The organism is Georgenia sp. X1117 (assembly GCF_057784635.1).
The window spans coordinates 17377-35490 of the sequence record NZ_CM173492.1 but is presented as its reverse complement, the minus strand read 5'-3'; the positions used below and the strand labels follow the sequence as shown (position 1 = coordinate 35490).

The 18114-nt window shown below is 64.8% G+C and carries 18 protein-coding genes and 1 pseudogene; 1 reads left to right on the top strand and 18 read right to left on the bottom strand.

Annotation, left to right across the window (positions count from 1 at the left end):
• Window positions 1–108: 108 nt before the first annotated feature.
• On the top strand, window positions 109–1128 hold the full coding sequence (locus AC3D3D_RS00195) for a hypothetical protein (RefSeq protein ID WP_488512232.1): 1020 nt from the start codon (window positions 109–111) through the stop codon (window positions 1126–1128).
• A gap of 356 nt (window positions 1129–1484) precedes the next feature.
• On the opposite strand, the pseudogene AC3D3D_RS00190 reads toward AC3D3D_RS00195, so the two are convergent.
• From AC3D3D_RS00190 to AC3D3D_RS00105, 18 genes and pseudogenes are all read right to left on the bottom strand, one after another.
• Window positions 1485–2671: pseudogene (locus AC3D3D_RS00190) on the bottom strand (IS3 family transposase).
• A 30-nt stretch (window positions 2672–2701) separates the two neighbouring features.
• Window positions 2702–2965: a nuclear transport factor 2 family protein gene (locus tag AC3D3D_RS00185; protein WP_463662339.1), complete on the bottom strand. Its 264-nt coding sequence runs from the start codon at window positions 2963–2965 to the stop codon at window positions 2702–2704.
• Between the two features lie 37 nt (window positions 2966–3002).
• Window positions 3003–4250, bottom strand: a complete 1248-nt coding sequence (locus AC3D3D_RS00180; RefSeq protein WP_463662340.1) for an ABC transporter substrate-binding protein — start codon at window positions 4248–4250, stop codon at window positions 3003–3005.
• Between the two features lie 326 nt (window positions 4251–4576).
• On the bottom strand, window positions 4577–5092 hold the full coding sequence (locus tag AC3D3D_RS00175; protein ID WP_463662341.1) for a nuclear transport factor 2 family protein: 516 nt from the start codon (window positions 5090–5092) through the stop codon (window positions 4577–4579).
• Window positions 5093–5135: 43 nt separating this feature from the next.
• On the bottom strand, window positions 5136–6647 hold the full coding sequence (locus AC3D3D_RS00170) for an FAD-dependent oxidoreductase (protein ID WP_463662342.1): 1512 nt from the start codon (window positions 6645–6647) through the stop codon (window positions 5136–5138).
• Window positions 6644–7054 (bottom strand): universal stress protein, encoded by a 411-nt coding sequence (locus tag AC3D3D_RS00165; RefSeq protein WP_463662343.1) that lies wholly within the window; start codon window positions 7052–7054, stop codon window positions 6644–6646. Before AC3D3D_RS00165 ends, AC3D3D_RS00170 begins: the two co-directional genes overlap by 4 nt.
• A 28-nt stretch (window positions 7055–7082) precedes the next feature.
• Window positions 7083–7376, bottom strand: a complete 294-nt coding sequence (locus tag AC3D3D_RS00160) for a YciI family protein (protein ID WP_463662344.1) — start codon at window positions 7374–7376, stop codon at window positions 7083–7085.
• Between the two features lie 2 nt (window positions 7377–7378).
• A complete protein-coding gene (locus AC3D3D_RS00155) occupies window positions 7379–7843 on the bottom strand; it encodes a VOC family protein (protein ID WP_488512228.1) in 465 nt (154 codons plus the stop codon).
• A 32-nt stretch (window positions 7844–7875) separates the two neighbouring features.
• Entirely contained in the window at window positions 7876–8583 is a 708-nt protein-coding gene (locus AC3D3D_RS00150; protein WP_463662346.1) for an SDR family NAD(P)-dependent oxidoreductase, read from the bottom strand.
• A 3-nt stretch (window positions 8584–8586) separates the two neighbouring features.
• The gene (locus AC3D3D_RS00145) at window positions 8587–9852 is read right to left on the bottom strand and encodes an ABC transporter substrate-binding protein (protein WP_463662347.1); all 1266 of its coding nucleotides are present in this window, start codon (window positions 9850–9852) and stop codon (window positions 8587–8589) included.
• A gap of 67 nt (window positions 9853–9919) precedes the next feature.
• Window positions 9920–10615 carry an ABC transporter ATP-binding protein gene (locus AC3D3D_RS00140; protein ID WP_463662348.1) on the bottom strand — a complete coding sequence of 232 codons (696 nt, stop codon included), beginning with the start codon at window positions 10613–10615 and terminating at the stop codon, window positions 9920–9922.
• Entirely contained in the window at window positions 10615–11310 is a 696-nt protein-coding gene (locus tag AC3D3D_RS00135; protein WP_463662349.1) for an ABC transporter ATP-binding protein, read from the bottom strand. The genes AC3D3D_RS00140 and AC3D3D_RS00135 overlap by 1 nt, the downstream gene beginning before the upstream one ends.
• Window positions 11303–12370 (bottom strand): branched-chain amino acid ABC transporter permease, encoded by a 1068-nt coding sequence (locus AC3D3D_RS00130; protein WP_463662350.1) that lies wholly within the window; start codon window positions 12368–12370, stop codon window positions 11303–11305. Before AC3D3D_RS00130 ends, AC3D3D_RS00135 begins: the two co-directional genes overlap by 8 nt.
• The gene (locus AC3D3D_RS00125; RefSeq protein ID WP_463662351.1) at window positions 12367–13218 is read right to left on the bottom strand and encodes a branched-chain amino acid ABC transporter permease; all 852 of its coding nucleotides are present in this window, start codon (window positions 13216–13218) and stop codon (window positions 12367–12369) included. The genes AC3D3D_RS00130 and AC3D3D_RS00125 overlap by 4 nt, the downstream gene beginning before the upstream one ends.
• A gap of 69 nt (window positions 13219–13287) precedes the next feature.
• A complete protein-coding gene (gene chcC2, locus AC3D3D_RS00120; protein ID WP_463662504.1) occupies window positions 13288–14997 on the bottom strand; it encodes a 4-oxocyclohex-2-ene-1-carboxylate 5-dehydrogenase in 1710 nt (569 codons plus the stop codon).
• A 31-nt stretch (window positions 14998–15028) separates the two neighbouring features.
• The gene (locus AC3D3D_RS00115) at window positions 15029–15799 is read right to left on the bottom strand and encodes an SDR family NAD(P)-dependent oxidoreductase (protein WP_463662352.1); all 771 of its coding nucleotides are present in this window, start codon (window positions 15797–15799) and stop codon (window positions 15029–15031) included.
• A gap of 150 nt (window positions 15800–15949) precedes the next feature.
• On the bottom strand, window positions 15950–16834 hold the full coding sequence (locus tag AC3D3D_RS00110) for an IclR family transcriptional regulator (RefSeq protein WP_463662353.1): 885 nt from the start codon (window positions 16832–16834) through the stop codon (window positions 15950–15952).
• Window positions 16835–17308: 474 nt separating this feature from the next.
• Entirely contained in the window at window positions 17309–17965 is a 657-nt protein-coding gene (locus AC3D3D_RS00105) for a hypothetical protein (RefSeq protein ID WP_463662354.1), read from the bottom strand.
• Between the last annotated feature and the right edge of the window lie 149 nt (window positions 17966–18114).

Here is an 18114-nt window from a genome sequence, read left to right as displayed (position 1 = left end):
CTGTGGAAAACTCCGGTGGCGAGTTTCCGTCGTTCCTAGCCTGATCGAGCCGGCCCAGCCCCCGATCGGACCGGTGTCCCCCGACGCCGATCGATCGAGGAGCTCGACGTGCACGACGCCCACCGCCCCGACCCCACACCGTCGTCCTCGAGGACGCGCGCCGGCTTGCGGAGCTCGCGGACGCCCACGAGGCCGGGTGGTGCCCGGTCTCGTCCCGGGCGCCTGCCGGTACTACTGCTCGGCGCGCTCGGCGGAGCGCTCGTGCTCGGCTCCTGCGGAGCGACGCCGCTCGCCAGGAACCACGAGATCCCGTTGGTCGTCGTGGCCGGGCCCGAGCACAAGGAACGTCCGTGGATGACCGCCCGGCAGCTGGCGGAGGTCCCCCTGCCCGACGGCGTCACCTGGGAGCTGGGAGCCGGTCTCACCGTGGGCGAGCCCGCCGAGGACTCGACGGGGACGTACGCCGAGCTCGCAATCGACCCGGACTCCGATCTGCTGCGGATCCCGGACGACGTCGAGGTCAGGGGTGCTGAGGACGCGAGCGACCGGGCGCTCGCGGACCGCGCGGCGGTGCGCGCCTCCTCGTTCGTCGTCGAGGAGGTGATCGACTCGAGCGTCTATATGGCCAATGACGTCGAGGCGTATTGGCGGTGGCTCGAGGACAATCGCCACAGGTTCACATCCGAATTCAACGATCGACTGACGGAGATTCTGACTGAGGACGACATTCTCCCGATCCACCACGTCGTACCACGAGAACCATCCTCGGGGCAGCAGACCGAGGGGGACGAGGCTGACAACGGCAACCTTCCCGTCGGCACACCTGCTTACAGTCCCGATCGACACCGGATGGCCAGCGTCGAGGTCGAGATCGTGGCGGCTGACCTCGACCTGACGCCGGGGTATTACCCCGCCGTGATGATCGAGCACGAGTTCAGCTATGCGATACCCCACTGCCTCTCTGACGTGTGCAGCACTCTTGACGTCATCCACTTCGCCGAAAGAAGGAGGACAATCCTGTGGCAGGTGGACGGGATATGGCAGATCAACGGCCACCAGTACAACGCTGAGATCTCGGCCGATTCCCCACCGGAGATGCCCGCCCTCGACGAGTTCAGTTGGTGGTAGGCGTTGCGTCGATCGGCTGCGACTAGCAGCCCCCGGACCAGCGGTAGGCGCTACCAGACGACATCAGCAGCGGTTGCCGACGACGCACTCGGGCACCGGCCGCACGACCCGCTCGTGCACCTCGAAGACGAGACCGGCATCAGACCCATGCGCGATGAGATCGCTGGTTGCGGAGGTGAAACTGATCCACAGGCGAACTACAGCGTCTACGGCGTGCGGAAGATGTGGAACGCGATGCGGCCCGCAGGCTGGGACGTCAAACGCGACCAAGTAGCCAGACACAGGAGGATCGCTGAATACTGTCGACGACGCTTGAGAACGAGGCGGATCTGCTGAAGGTTCTGTTGACTTCGGGGTTAGGCCGCCAGTGTGACGGCCTGGTGGTGGGCGAGTTCGTATTCAATCGGAGTGAGCTTGCCGAGTCGACGTTGCCGTCGGCGACGGTGGTAGGTCCGCTCGATCCAGACCACGATCGCGAGTCGGAGCTCGTCGCGGGTAGTCCATCGCTTCCGGTCGAGCACGTTGTTCTGCAGCGTGGCGAAGAAGCTCTCCATCGCCGCGTTGTCCCCGGCAGCCCCCACCCGCCCCATGGAACCGACAAGACCGCGATGCTTGAGAGCGAGCTGAAACTTCCGGGAACGGAATTGCGACCCTCTGTCGCTGTGGACGATGCAGCCAGCCACCGCGGCTGCTCCATGGCGGCGTGCGACCGCGTCCTGCACGGCTGCGACGGCCAGGTCCGATGTCATGCGGGCGTCGATGGCGTAGCCGACGATCCTGCCCGAGCAGGCGTCCTTGACAGCGCACAGGTAGACCTTGCCCTCACCGGTGCGGTGCTCGGTGATATCGGTCAACCACTTGGCATTGACGCTCTCGGCGGTGAAGTCCCGCTCGAGCAGGTCATCGCATACCGGTGGGCCGGGTCGGCCGTAGCGCTTCTTTCGTCGGACGGTGGCAGAGAAGAGCCGCTGCTGGGAGCACAGCCGCCATACGCGCCGCTCCGAGACCACGTGACCGGCGGCCTGGAGCTCGTCGGCGATGAACCGGTGCCCGAACTCCGGATCGTCGGCGTGGATGTCATAGGCCGCATTGAGCAGATAGGCCTCGTCGATGTCCCGAGCACTGACAGGGTTCGCGCGCCACCGGTAGAACCCCTGCTTGGAGAAGCCGAGTACCCGACAGGTCACCGCGACCGGGATCCCGGCAGCAGCAAGGTCAAGGACCAGCGGGTAGATCATTTTGGGCGCGACTGCCCAGGGGCGAGGTTGGCCTGCGAGAGATACGCGGTCGCCTTGCGCAGGATCTCGTTCTCCTGCTCCAGCTCCCGGATCCGTTTCAGCATCCTCGTCTGCTCGCCACCGTCCCCGGCGCTCGGGCCGCGAGCGGGCTCGAAGCCGCGTTCTCGCAGGCGAGACTCGTTGACCCAGGCCTGCAGCGCCGACTTCGACATCCCCAGGTCTTGGCACACCTGCTTCTGAGTCATTCCCTGATCCAGCAGCTCCAGCGCGCTGGCCTTGAGCTCTTCTGAGTAGATCTTCGGCACGAGGACCATCCTCTCCGCTCCGCAGAGCAGTCAGGAAGTCAACCAGACCTTCAGCAGACCCAGGTTCGCTCGCCCCTGGACACGGTTCCCGGCCGGCGCGCCTGGCATGGCTCGAGTCTCGTATACGCCGTCCTCCGTGAATAGAGCCGACCAGGCGTCCGCGTCCCTGCCGTCGTAGGTCGCGCCATACGCTCCTTCGACAGCGATGATCGCGAGGCGGTCCTCGAGGTTTCGGACCCGTCGACGCAACTCGTCGACCGGCTCCACGGTTCCATCGAACAGATTCGAGTTCATCGTGCGGCCTTTCTCGGAATGTGAAGCGGTTTTCGTGCTACAGGTCGCCCATGGCGCAGTCGGCATTGGGCTCGGGCAACGTGCGGTCCATGGGGATGGAGTCCTGGAGCACGAGGTCGTACCCGTAGTCGGTCGCCTCGACTTGCCCCACGTACATCGGGGCCTCCAGCTGGTGGTCCTCGGCGCGCATCGTCACGTCGCCCTTGATGGTGTTGTAGGTCAGGCCATTCAGTGCCTCGGCGACCGCGGTCGGCTCAACGGAGCCGGCAGCCTCCACACCGGCGAAGAGCGTCTGCATCGCCATGTAGGCGGCACCCGTGTAGTCGGCTGGCGGCTCGCCGTTCGCCTCGGTAAACGCTTCCACGAACGCATGGCTTTCCGGAGTGTCGACGGTCGGTCCCCAGTTCGCTGTTCCATAGAGACCGACGAGTCGCTCGTCGTCGAGTGCTGTCAACGATGACGTCGTCAGCGCCGCGTTGCTGATCACCGACTCGTACCTGTCAAGCAGACCAAAGTCGAACGACTGACTGAAGAAGTTGACCGCGTCGTCACCCGAGCGGTTAACCATAAGGCCCTGCCCTCCCTCGAGCTGGTTGATGTACGTGGCGTAGTCGGTCGTGCCGAGAGGAGCGAACAGGGTCTCACCGACGTCCCACCCCCGAGCGTCGGCCTCGGCAGAGCGCCCGTCGGTCGAGTCGATACCGAACGCATAGTCCGCGGACATGACGTCCCAATCACTGATGTCCCGATCCTCCAACCAGGCCATGAGAGCGCGGATGTTCTGCTCGTTCGAGATATTCACGCGAAAGAACCTGGGGTCGCACGCGGCACCCGTGAGGTCATCCCCCTGGGACTGCGAACCGATCACGACGGCGCCCCAGCCCTCCAGACGTTGCACGACGGCGAGCGTGACCGGGGTAGCGACCATTCCCATGATGAATCGGGCGTCTTCCTGCTGGACAAGGCGCTGGGCCCCGGACACTGCACCCTCAGTAGTGCCATGGGAGTCCGTCACGTGAACCGAGACCTGTCGGCCGTCGATCCCGCCCGCGGCGTTCGCCTCATCCGCAGCGAAGTAGAATCCGGCCAGCTGGTACTCACCAAACTGAGCGTAAGGACCGGAGTGAGGCGTGACGACGGCAACCCGGATCGGTGAGCGCTCACCGTCCTCGTCAGTGGTCGATCCGTTGCCGTCGCCGTTCGATCCCGTCGCGGCACCACCGCATGCGGCAGTCAGTAGCAACGCTGCTGACGCCCACAAGACACTCAACCTTTTCGTGGACATGAGACTCCTTCGTCTGGACGCGCCTAGGCCCACGGGCGCCGTGGATGGTTCCCGCTCTACCGCGAGTGGCCGGTGTCCTGCGTCGCACACCGTTCAGCTCGTGCATCTCGCGGCCTCGTGAGCGAGTCGCCGTTGTCTGGGACGGTACATCCCGGTATTGACCAGATCGAGGGCGATCTCTCGTGTAGCGAGAAGCGACCTCCGTGATATCGAGTCCGGATTTCGAAGAGAGTTTTCTCCAGTCTAAATAATGCATTTCTGGTAACGCGACCGAGGTGCGGACGGCCATGTGAGATACCGGCGCACCGAGGGTTCCCGGCGCTTGATCAGCCTGTCGTGAGCCAGTCTGGGGAAGGCGCCAACGTCGGGTATTCAGGCGCTGGCTCACGCCCGACCACCGGCTCTATCGCAAGCCTCGTCAGCCGCATGTACGACATCAGCCAGCGGCCACCCACTCGGCGGTACTCCTCCTCGTAGTACCCGAATCCGCGCATGCCTGTCTGTCCTTCGACATGGATGCCCATGTACGGTTTGCCCCCCGCGGGCCACACCACGTAGTCGTGCATCGCCCACATACCGCGGACAGTCCCGTCCGGCCGGCTCTCGAACTCCACGGTGTAGCCCTGGTGGACGGACAGCACGGTGTCCGGGAGATTGCGTTCTAGGGTGGCCACGAACTCATCGGGGGTGCCCGCAGACGACCATAAGCCTTCGAACCGAGCCTCGTCCGTGAAGAGCATTCGTAGCCTTGACCACTGCTTCGTGTCGACGAAACGGAAGTACTTCGCCTTCAGGTCCCTAAGCTGTTCGACGACGTCGGCGGGCGGGATCTGCTCGCTCATGGTGATACCTCTCGATCGGTGTGGGGTTATCCGCGGGTTGCGTTCACAATTCGGGCGCCACGCCGGATCGATGCTGGGCCGCATTCCGTCCGGCGATCCGGCCGGAGGTAAAAGCCCAGCCGAGGTGGTGGCCGTGACCGAAGAGCGCCAGTCCGGCCTGTCCGGCATTGCCTGCGGCGAACAAACCAGCTACCGGTGCTCCACCGCTCCTGACGACCTGGAGCTTGGGTGAGAGTTCGACCCCGCCATTCGTCTGAAGAAGAAGGGCGTGCAGCGGCCCCATAGCGAAGTACGGGGGGCGCACAAGCGTGGCCCGACCCGCCGCGCGCGCTGCAGCGTTGCCGTCCTCGACCGCACGTCGCAACACATCCGCCGAGATCCCGAGCTGATCGGCGAGGTCGTCGACGGAGCCCGCCTCCCGGTAGACGTCGCGCCTGGACCGGCGGAAATCGGGCATGTACGCGTAGGCAACACCTGGAGCGGTCGCCACGTGGTTCGGCTCGTCCGAGTATCGTTCGAACAGGTCACGGTCGCCGATGAGATACCCACCCTCGTCGGCGAGTGAAGCAACGGAGAGGCTGACCCGCTCGTCCTCCGACGACCGGAGTTCACCCCGACGGTCGACGAGGATCGCCCCGTCGTTAAACATCTCCTCTCGGGGAGACAGGTACGTGGTGACGAACCCCATCATCAGGGCGCGTACCAACGATCGCGGCAGATGTGCGAGTGCGAGCCTCATCGGTCCGGTCAACAGTCGGCGTGGGGGGATCCGTTGAAGGAGTCCGAACAGCCCGTCGGACGGAGGTGGTGAGAGGCGGATACTCGGCACGTCGAAGACCGAGCCGTTAAGCACACGACCACCGATGGCCGTCACCATGCGCTGCGCATCACCCATCGCGAACGGATTGATGGGGGCGTATCCGGCAACAGTCTCGGAGATGAAGTGGCTGCGCAGCTCGGGGTTCGCGGAGAAGTCGCCCGATGCGAGAACAACGGCGCGACCGGCTCGGTACTCCACCTCGCCCGCGGCCGACTCGGCGCGCACCCCAGCAACTCTGTCGCCCTCGAACACGAGGTCATTCACTCGTAGGCCCAGCTCGATTCGCACGCCGAGCGTTCTGGCGCGCCGGGCGAGGTGATAGATGTAGGCCCGCGATCCCGGCAGGATGTTATGCAGGCGCGGGGCGGAGTGCGGCGGCTCAATCACCGGACCGAAAAACTCCATCCCCATGTCCCGCAGCCACTGAAGAGTGTCCGGCACGTTCTCCACGAGGAGTCGCACCAGTTGCTCGTCCTCGTGCTCCGCCAGCGCGCCGGAGAGCGTGCGGTAGTCCCGCAGGTGCTCCTCGGTAGTATCGACAATGCCGAGCCGCCGTTGGTCGGGAGTCCCAGCCGCAGCAATCGAACCAACTGACCGCCCTGTGCTGCCGCGCAACTCCTCGCCCCGCTCGAGAATAACGACACGGGCGCCCAGCGTCGCGGCTTCGATGGCGGCGGCGAGCCCCGCGCCGCCACCGCCAACGACTAGGACATCGGCCTCCCGGACGCCGATCATACCTGTTCCGTCGAGGCCTTGACCGCGAGCACCGGACAGTCAGACGATATGAGAATCTCCTGCGCGTTCGATCCGAGCAGGAGCTTGCCGACCGCGGTGCGACGACGCAGCCCGATGACGATGTACTCGGCATTCTCCTGCCGTGACACCTCGACGAGATCCTCTGCCGGGGAGTTGCCTTTTACGAGGTTCCGCACCTCATTCTCGACTCCGGTCGCGTCCAGCTTGACGCGCACTCGCTCGAGCTCCTCCTCAAATTGAAGAGCCTCCTCGGGCTCCCATCCGCGCCCACCCTCCTGTGAGTTGACGACGACGAGGCGGACCTTCCGCAAGGACGCCTCGGCCGCCGCCTGCCGCAGTGCGGCACGACCCTCCGGTGTCGGGATGTAACCCACGACGATTGCCATGACTCATGCTCCTCAGGTCGACATCGGTTCAGAACTGCGAAGCCAGCGGGCCCATCATGGGTATCCACTCCTGTATGTCGACCCGACTGACAAGGCCGTTGAGCCGGAACGGATCGTTCGCCGTCGCAGCCAGTGCGGCCTCCTTGTTGTCCGCACTGACCAGGAGCAGCGCGCCGGGCACCTCATCCGGGCCGAACGGACCCGACGCCCTGTTCACGCCCAGCTCGCCCTGTTTCGCGAGGAACTCCTTGTGTGCGGGACGGTGCTCGTCCCGACCCGCAGTGTCGTCCGTATACGTGTACGTGACGAGGAAGATCGCCATGACTACTCCATCTCCTTGAGGTGCTCAGTTTCCGGCCGGATCCTCTGCACAAGCTCGATCCGCACGCCGTCGGGATCTATCAGGTATACGAGAATGCGCCCGATGTTGGGCCCGGTCGTGGCTGTCACCGGTTCGGACACCGATCCGGCCCCGGCTCTCGTCAGCAGTGTGAATGCGGCCCGTACGTCGTCGACCTCGAGGGCCAGGTGGACGACACCGGGGTTTGCATGGTCGTGGTCGATCTCGCTGCGAAACCTCGCGGAGTACTCCAGGAGTTCCAGCAGCAATTCTCCGCCCGGCGCACGGAGCATGGCACCGCGTAACGACGCGCCGTCGTGCCCGAGGAGGATGCCTAGATAGGCGGCCCCGGAGGTCCACGAACGCAACTCATCGAACCCGAGGAGATCTCGGTAGAAGGTGACGGAGCGTTCGAGCGAGCCAACCGAAATCCCTACGTGGTTGATCACCGGTGGCGGGGTGACCGGACGGGTGCCCATTGTCAACCCGACCATACGTAGCCGCCGTCGATGTAAAGAGTCTGCCCAGTGATGTAGCTCGACCGGTCCGAGAGCAGGAACTCAACGCCGTCGGCCACATCACCGGTAGCGCCGAGGCGACCCATCGGGACGCGCTGGACCATGTCTGTCTCATCCATCTGACCGTCTGCGATGAGACGGTCAACCAGTGGCGTGCGCACCCAGGACGGAGCGACGGCATTGACCCGCACACCCCGGGGCGCCCACTCTGTTGCCAACGCCCGCGTGAGCCCGACGACGCCGGCCTTGGCCGCCGCATACGCAGCGCGGCCGGGCAGAGCTCGCGTCGACGTGATGGACGCGAGGTTGACGATAGATCCTCCCTTCATCAGATGGGGGAAGGCTGCCTGACACGCGTAGAACGTCCCCGACAGGTCCACGTCGATAACCAGCCGCCAGTCAGCTGCCGGCAGCGACTCCGCGTCGGCCGTGCGTGTGAGGCCCGCTGAATTGACGAGTCCCGACAGCGCTCCGCGCTGCGCCCCAATCTCATTCAGCACGCTGACCATCTCGTCCGGGTCCGCGACGTCGGCCGTCACGTGAACTACCCCGTCGAGCGGGTCCGGATCGGGTGTTCTGTCGAGCGAGACGACCGGTGTGCCGTTGCGGGCCGCCTGGGCTGCAATCTCGCGGCCCAGGCCGGACGAACCGCCGGTGACGACGAGAGTCATCGCTCAGAGCTCCCCCATGTCGCACGCGGGGTCGGGCTCGGGCATTGTCTCCGACATCGGCCGCTCCTCAACAAAGACGAGGTCGTATCCATCTTCGGTGTCCTCCACCTGCCCGATGTACATCGGAGCCTCCAGCTGGTGGTCCTCAGGACGCATCGTTACCTCCCCCTTGATGCTGCTGAAGGTCAGGCCTTCAAGGGCGGTCGCCACCTCGACGGGATCGACCGAACCCGCGGCCTCGACAGCAGCAAACAGTGTCTGCATTCCCATGTAGGCCGCCCCGGTGAAGTCACGGGGCGGTTCACCGTTCTCCTCGGTGAACGCCTCCACGAACTCCTGAGCCTCCGGGTTCTCTGCTGTGCGCACCCAATTCGCAGTGCCGTACAGACCAATCAGCTCGTCGCTATTGACCGCCTCAAGCGACGAATTGGTCAGTGCGGTGTTTCCGAGCACGAACTCGTACCGGTCGAGGAGCCCAAAGTCCAGCGCTTGGCTAAGGAAGTTCACCGAGTCTCCGCCCGAGAGGTTGAGCAGCAGTCCCTCACCACCGTTGAGTTGATTGATGTGCGAGGCGTAGTCGGTCGTTCCGAGCGGAGCGAACAGGTTCGCGCCGACGGTCCAGTCGTTCTCCTCAGCCTCGGCGATGAGCCCCTCGGCGCCGTCGATCCCGAACGCGTAGTCCGCGGACATGATGTCCCAGTCGGTGATTTCCTGGTCCTCGAGCCAGGTGACCAGGCCCTGGATATCCTGGTGGTCAGTCATGTTGGTGCGGAAGAAGCGCGGTTCACAGGCTTCACCTGTCAGGTCGTCGCCCTGCGACTGGACTCCGAATAGGAGCGCGTCCCACCCCTCGAGTCGCTGCATGAGCGCGAGCGTGGTGGGAGTGGCGACGGTCCCCAAGATGAATCGGGCATCCTCCTGCTGAACGAGTCGCTGGGCACCAGCCACAGCTCCTTCGTTCGTACCCTGAGAGTCAGTCACGTGGATCTCGACCTGTCGGCCATCGATGCCGCCGTTCGCGTTCGCCTCGTCGGCTGCGAACTGGTAACCCGCCCGTTGGTCTTCTCCGAACTGCGCGTACGGACCCGAGTGTGGCGACACGATCGCGACCCGGATGGGTTCGGTGTCGTCCCCATCGGCGTCCCCGTCGCCGCCGGACGTCGCTGCGCCCCCGCAGGCCGCGAGTGTGAGCGCGAGCGCACCGGTGCCGAACACCGCAGCCATACTCGTCCGCCGGGTCGGGGTCCCCATAGTGATGCATGTGGTCATAATGTTCTCCTCGTCATTGAGATGTGTGCTGCACGTCGTGGCGTCAACTGCCCCAAGATCTCCACCATCAGGCGGAGACGAGCTCGCGGAGTTCGTCGCTCGACGTGTCGCCGACCTTTCCTTGCGCGATGACCTCACCCTTCGCCATCACGGCGTACCTGTCCCCGAGCTCACGCACAAAATCGAGACGCTGCTCGATCAGCAGCATGGACGTGCCCTCCGTGCGAAGCGCCGAGAGCGTGTCGCGTAGTCGGTCGATGATCACCGGAGCCAAGCCCTCCGAGGGCTCGTCGAGCAAGAGGATGCGTGGGTTGGCCATCAACGATCGCCCGATCGCGAGCATCTGTTGCTGGCCACCGCTCAAGGCGTTGCCCATCGATGCCTGTCGGTCTTGCAGATCTGGGAACATCTCATAGACCTTGGTGAGGTTCCATGGACCTCGACGCTCGGACGCCTGGCCGAGCAGCAGGTTCTCCTCCACGGTCAACGTGGAGATGATCCACCGGCCCTGCGGCACGAGCGCAGCCCCACGACGCGCTGCGTCGTGGGGGCGACGAAGGTCGACCTTGCTTCCATCGATGGATATGGCGCCGCCGCGAACATGGGCGATGCCGAACATCGAGTTCAGGCTCGTGGTCTTGCCTACCCCGTTTGGTCCGAGAAGTGCGAAGCACTCACCCTCCTCGACAGTAAAGCTCAGGCCATCGACGATCAAGGCTCGGTCGTAATACGCGTGCACGTCGTCGAACTCCAGTACCGCCATCAGGCTTCACTCCCCAGATATGCCTCCATTACGCGTTCATCCCGCCTCACCGTGTCGGGCGGGCCATCGGCGATGACGATTCCTCGGTCGAGCACGGTCAGCCGGCTGCATATGCGGTAGACGACCTCGAGGTGGTGCTCGACGAGCAGCACGGTCGTGCCACGCTCCTTCGCCAGGTGAGCGAGATGATCCGCCAGCTGCAAACTCTCGTCGCGCGACAACCCTGCCGCCGGTTCGTCGAGAAGCACCAGCGGGGGCTCTCCCAACAGCGCCAAAGCGATATCCACGCGGCGCTGCTCGCCGTAGCTGATAGCGTCGCAACGGCTGTCAAGAGCGCTCTCGAGGGCGAGCTCACGGACGATCATGTCGATGTCCGGCTCGTCAACCGCCCGCGCAGCCAAGTCCAACTGATCGGCCACCGTCATCGCATTGAATATGCTGATGCGCTGAAACGATCGGGAGATCCCGTGGTGCCTGCGCCAACGGATCGAGCGGGTCGTGATGTCGTCGTCCTGATAGACGATGTGGCCTGAACTCGCCCTCCGGTTGCCGGAGACCAACTCGATGCACGTGCTCTTGCCCGCGCCGTTCGGCCCGATGAGTCCATGGATGGACCCGCGGTCGACCGTGAGGTTGACGTCATCGACGGCCTTGACGGCGCCGTACGCGAAACTCAGGTTCTTCAGTTCAAGCACGGGTCCTCCCTCGTATCCGGCGCTTCAGCCGCCCATATGCGCGCGCGATGAGATCGGAGGCGCCTCCCGGAGCGACGATGACGACCACCATGAGAACCGCTCCGATGATGAGCTGGTAGTACGGACTGTCGGACAAGGAAGCCTGGAGAAACACGTACGCAATTGCGCCCGCAGGCGGACCCCATACGCTTCCGACCCCACCAATCACTGCGACGATCAGGGCGTTGCCCGACATCGCCCAGAACAATGACTCGGGCGAGACATAGGCGACATTCAGTGCGAGCATTGCGCCCGCCAGGCTGCCGACGAAGCCTGTGATGGTGAAGGCGATGACCTTGGGCAGGTACACGCGGCGCCCGGTGAAAGCGACACGCTCCTCGTTCTCTCGTATCGCCACGAGGTGACGTCCGAAGGATGACCTGCTGACGAGCCACAGGCCCCCTACGCAGAGCATGAGTACTACCCAGATGATGGGCCAGGCCGTCACCGGGTCGACGAAGTCGCGCGGTTCGCGTCCGAGGATGGTTCCCTCGAAGTTGATCGGTAACCCGTCGTATCCGTTGGTGTACTCGCGGTTCTGCGTGACGGCGACCCAGATCAGCATGCCGGTCGCCAGCATGAGCATCGCGAAGGCGACGCCGCTCGCGCGAATGACGAGCATGCCGACGACGAACGCGAGCAGGGTGCCTGTTGCAATGCCGAGAAGAACTGCTGGCAAAGTCGACATTCCGAAGCTGGTGACGGCGATCCCAATGACATAGCCGGTGCCCCCGTAGAACATGGCGTGCCCGAACGACAGCAGTCCCGTCTGTCGCCTCAACCAGCCGACCGCGAGTGCGAGGATTCCCAGTGTGGCGCCCTGGACGGCCAGCTGGAGTGGGTAGAGCGCTAGCACGTAGGGAACCCAGATGCCGACGAATGTGATCGCCCCCCAGATCGCGGCGCGCGGGACGAACCTGCCCCGGGCGCGGGCGACGGATGCGCCAACAGCGGGTCCGTCGGTAACAGCTGCCTCGTCTGTCGGTGCCACGAGGTCCTCCTTGGCGGTATTGGCAGTCATGCGACCCTCGTTCCGGCAATGCCCAGGGGCCGGAAGACAAGCACGGCCAGCATCAGTGCATAGGGAACGAACGCGGCGAAGTCCGGCAGATAGGTGGCGGCGACCGCATCGAGCATGCCGAGGAGCAGTGCTGCGATCATGGCCCCACCCAGGCTGCCGAGCCCACCGGTCACGACGACGATGAAGGTGAGTACGAGAATCTCGACACCCATGTTCGGTGACAGGCTCAGGTAAGGACCGGCAAGTACGCCAGCCGCACCTGCGAGAGCCAGGCCGACGCCGACGACGGTGGCGCCGACACGGTCGGCATCGATGCCGACCACCGTCGCAACGTCACGGTTTGTTGTCGAGGCGCGGACATAGAGCCCGGTCCGAGACTTGCGGAGCCAGAACACGAGCGCCCCGCACATGAGGAGTCCGACGACAATGAGGAACAGCCTGTATGCAGGGTAGGTTGTTCCGAGAATCGAGACGCTATCGCCGAGGAGAGCAGGGGGCGGCAGCGTCCGGGACGACGTACCCCAGATTGCCTGGATCGCCCCGGTGATGACGAAGGTCAGGCCGAACGTTACGAGGATCATATCCAGGTGGTCGCGCTCGACGAGATAGCGTACTCCGTACCGATCGATGAGCGCTCCGGCGATCCCAAAAAGGATGGGCGTGACGATCAGTGCGATCCAGAACCCTGCGACATTCGAGATCGTCATTCCCGTGTACGCACCGAGCATGTAGAGCGCCCCGTGGGCGAAGTTCACGACGTCGCGCAGTCCGAAGATCATGGCAAGCCCCGAGGCAAGCACCATCAGCAGCACGCCGAAGGCAAGACCGTTGAGCAGCATGGCGATCATGTGGGGCCACCCGTCCCTTGGCAGTATGGGCTGCGGCACTCACCGATCAGCCGTTCCGCGCTGCATGAACTAAGCATCGGCGGCACTCCGATCAGCGTTGTTAGCGATATCCCGGCCGACCTTGTATCCGAATACGAGCGCGGGGCCGATGTTAGCTCCGTAGCCTGGATACCCCCCACCAAACGGGCTGACGGCCGCGGTACCGACTGCGTACAGCCCGGGGATGGGCCGGCCTGCTTCGTCAAGGACCTCGAGGTCGGCACTCACCGCGAGACCGGCGTATGTACCGAGGTCACCCATCTCGATCTTGACGGCGTAGAACGGACCCTTGTCGATTGTCTCGAGGTTGGGGTTCGGCTTGTGCTCCACGTCCCCTTTGAAGTGGTGGAACTTGTTGGACCCCCGCCCGAATTTCGGGTCCTCCCCCCGCGCGGCGCCGGTGTTGAACTCGTCCAGGGTCGCCTCGAGGGTCTCGGCCGGAACTCCGATCTCGGCAGCGAGCTCGCCGAGCGTGCCGGCCTTGTGGAGATATCCGCCGTGCGTGAAGAGTCTCTGCGGGAACGGCCACGGCTTCGCCCAGCCAATCCCGTACTTCCGCATGGCCTTGTCGTCCGCGATGATCCAGCCGAACGTGCCCTCGCGCCCCTCGTTGGCGCGCAGCATCTCGACGCCGTAGTCGTGGTAGGACAACGATTCGTTGGCGAAGCGTCTCCCATCGCGGTCGACTGCGATTAGGCCCGGCAGACCGAACGCTCGCAGGTGCGGGAAGTAGCGCTCGTTACCCCGCAGCCCCTTGAAGACAGTCACGGGTGCCCACGAGGCCGGCTGGTGTGGCGAGTCATCAATGTGACCGCCGAGCGGGGCCGCGAGGTAGTAAGAGTCGCCGTTGTGCCCAACGGTCGGCGTTGTGTGGTTGTCACCGTGCGGGTCGTGGGGGAAGTGCTTCATCCGCAACCTCGGGTCGCCCGAGAAGCCACCGGCTGCGATCACCACGCCCAGCCTCGCGCGGACCTCGCCAGCGTGCGCACCACCGAGTCGGGCGCCCGTGACCCGTCCGGCGTCGTCCGTGACGAGCTCGAGCGCCGGCGTCTCCGTCCACATCCGGAAGCCGGCCTCCCGGGCTGCCGCGATCATTCGGGTCATGAGTGCGTTGCCGTTGGTCCGAGTGAGGGATCGGCGCAGCAAGGCGGTCTCGATCCACGTGCGCGCCACCTTCCGGGTCGCGTAGGCGAACGCCGAGGGCCGTTGGTTCGCCTTGAGGAAAGTTCCGATGTCGTTGCCGATCTCTGGCATGTATCCAAAGACCGTGTAGGACATGAGGTAGGGCTGGACCCGGAGCCGGTCCTCACCGAGCATCCGTGCGTTTGCTGCCTGGAACGTGACGGCTCGGCCCGACTCCCGCGCTCCCGGGAGATCCATCTGGTAGTCCGGAGCCGCCTTGGCATACTTCACCGCGATCCCCGCGTCGTGCTCGAGGAAGCTCATCGCCTCGGGCACCTCGTCGAGGAAGGCCGCCACCATTTCCTTGTTGTATGTATCAGGCGAGAGTCCCTTGAGGTAGGTCTCGACCTCGTCGCGGGAGTCCCCTTCCTCCACGCTCTGCTTGTTGCCGGGCACCCAGGCCCAGCCTCCGGAGATTGCGGAGGTGCCGCCGAGGTACTTCTCCTTCTCGACGACGAGGACACTGTGCCCTTCGTCCGCTGCCTTGAGTGCCGTTGCTATGCCGCCGGCTCCGGAGCCGATGACGAGCACGTCTACCTTGATTGGCTTAGCCACAATTACCTCTTCCCTGCTGACGACTTGGATCGCGTCAGATCGCGGTGAATCCGCCATCGATCAAGAGCTCGGCACCGGTGGTGAACGAGGACTCGTCGGAAGCGAGATAGAGCACGGCATACGCCACTTCGAGCGGATCACCCTGGCGCGGGAGCGGATTGTTCCCGAACAAGCGCCGGTAGTACTCGTCCCTACCGAGCGGGCTACGCGCAGCCGCGCTGCGACTCATCGAAGTATCCATGGAGCCCGGGTGAACTGAGTTAACACGCACGCCGTGCGGCCCGTACGTGGCCGCGTCCGCCTTTGTCAGGAGGCGCACTGCGCCCTTGGTGGCGTGGTACATCGGGACGGATGCACCCCCAGTGATGCCGTAGATGGACGAGAAGTTGACGATGCTGCCGGTCTCGGCGGAGAGCATGTACGGCATGACGTGCTTAGTGACAAGCCATGTCCCCTTGACGTTGACGTCGAAGATCTCGTCGAACTCGTCCTCCGTGACCTCGTGAGACGGCTTGCCCGGTCCGATAACCCCAGCCGAGTTGACGAGGATGTCGGGGGTGCCGAGCGCACGCACGACCTCAGTAACGGCCTCTGCAACCTCTTCGGAATGCGTGATGTCGACCTCCAGGTCAAGCTCGGCAGAACGGTCCAACTCCGAGCTGGGGGCGACTCGGTCGAGGGACGCGACGCGCGCTCCGTGCTCCGCGAGGAGCCGCACCGTCGCGAGTCCGAGCTCGCCTTGTCCGCCGGTGACGATCGCGGTCTTGCCTGCGACCCTCCCGCCACCACTCTCATTTGCGGGCACCTTGAATCTCCTACTCGCCACGTCGATGTGTCTGTGATCGCGCACTACGTCGGACGCGATGCTCGAGGTGTCGCTGGGTCGGCGACACCTGTTCGTTCGGTGTGGCTTGAACCTACCGAGGGCTTGGCATGAGCCCCACGGGGTTCCCATTCAATGGGAGTCCACGTCCGGATTGTGCATGCGGATAATCTCCTTGCCGTCCTCCTGCGAGGCGCCCATCTGTACTGAAATCGCACGCGCAGTCGCCCGCAGCGCCGGGACGATAGGGAGATGGTCGGCACCCGTGCTCACCACAACCGAGAGGGCGGCAACAGGATGTTCACCTGCACCCCAGATCGGGACTCCGACCCCCTTAGAACCGTCGGTCGTGTAGTTGGGAGTGACCGCATACTCGAAACGCCGCACGAAGGCCAGCGCCCGCCGCAGGCGACCGACGTCTGTGATCGACTGAGGGGTGAAGGCCACCAGTTCCGAACCAAAATGTCGACGGCGCAGCGACTCCGGACCGTACGCGAGGAACACAAGGCCAGGTGCGCAGATGTGTAGCGGAAGTCGCGTCGCGATGTGCGCAATATTGGCAACCGCGCCTGGATGGCTGAGTCCCTCGAGATAGAGGACCTCCCCCTCCTTAAGGATTGCCAGCTGGACGTGCTGACGGACCACAATCTGGAGGTTCTCCATCAGCGGCATCGCGGCGTGCCGCAGCTCGAGATCCATCGATGCCCGGTGGCTGATCTCCCACACCCGCGTCCCGATGGCAACCTCACCGCGCTCGTTGCGCGTCAGCAAGCCGTGCCGGGTCATGTCGGCGACCAGGCGATGGGCCGTGGACAACGGGAGATCGGCCGAGCGGGCGATCTGCGTGATCGTCACTGAGCGCTGCCCCGGGCGGAACGTCTCCAAGATCCTCATCACGCGTTCGAGCACGGACTCGCCGGAATCGGACCTGGCCACCAAGACCACCTGTTCATCGCCATAGGAGACTGCGATATGTCGAACTATTCGAGTTATCGCCGGAGCGATCACGCCTGACATGCTGCTCGCAATTATCGTCCTGATGCCAGGCGGATTCAACTGACCCTCGGAACAGCTGCCTCGAGGGCATCACCGCATCGATCAGGATCACCGCTAAAGACTACAGGAACGCGCCCATGTTCAGCGGGATGTAACTCTGAAGTTTCGAGTGCATCCGCACCACTCTTTTCCGCATAGGGTCGCTCCCCGGATTTTGCAGACAACGAGTCCACCACTGCTGATTAGGTCGACCGGTCAAGTAATCGACGCTTCCACGGATCCTGGAGGTGCCCACCCAGCAAGGACCGAGACGCCCTAGTACGAGGCATTCGCCTAGGTGTTGTGTCCACAAAGTTCGGGCATGCAACCTCAGCCGGTTCCCTTAGCCGTGTGAGGACGGAAACGGCCAGGACTTGGCTCACCTGGTCAAGAGCGTCCGCCGACGGGAACCTCGATCCAGGACTACCGAACCGCCCACACACACAAGGCACACTCTCAGCCCCGCGCGGACTCCAGCACCGAGCGCAGCTCGGCGACCACGCCCTCGGAGTCCTCGTCGCCACGAGCCTCGATGAGCTCGATGTACCGCTCGGCGTCCTCGTAACGCTCGGACTCGATCGCGGCCAGCGCGATCTGACGCCCAGCGGCCGGCACGTGCCGCTCGGCGTCCCAGTGCGCGGTGGCCAGGGCGTGCGCGTGCGTGGGGTGCCCCGCCTCGCGCAGCACCCACACGGACTCGGCCAGCGCCAGCCCGGTGTTCTCGCGCGCGCTGGCGGCACCGAGTCGACGGTTCGCGCCGTCGAGGTCGTCGGCCACGGAGAGCCGGGCGAGCTCGATGAGCGGGTACCAGGCGTTGTGCCGACCGGCGAGCTCCTCGGCCAGCGCCCACACGGCGAGGTCAGCACCCTGCGGGTCGGTCGGGGGCACGTCGGCGGTCAGCGGGTCGGCCGCGCGGGCCTGCTCCCCGTGCCGACGCACGATCTCGGCGAGCTCGTTGAAGGCGACGGTGTCGTTGGGGTCCTCCTCGAGCCGGGCACGGAGCTCGGCCTCGCGCGGGTCCTGCTCCCCGAAGGGCGACGTGTCGTGGCGCCCGTGGTCGGTCGAGGCGAGCAGGAGTGCGAGCAGGACAGCAGGATGGCGCACCAAGGACATGTCTGCAGGGTACCGGCCCGGCTCGATTCCGCCCCCTGGGAGGCGACATCCCTGCCCCCTGCACGCCGACACCCCCGCCCTCTCGGAAGCGACACCCCCACACCCGGGCCGACGAGATCGGCACCATGGCGGGCAATGCCGCGGCGACG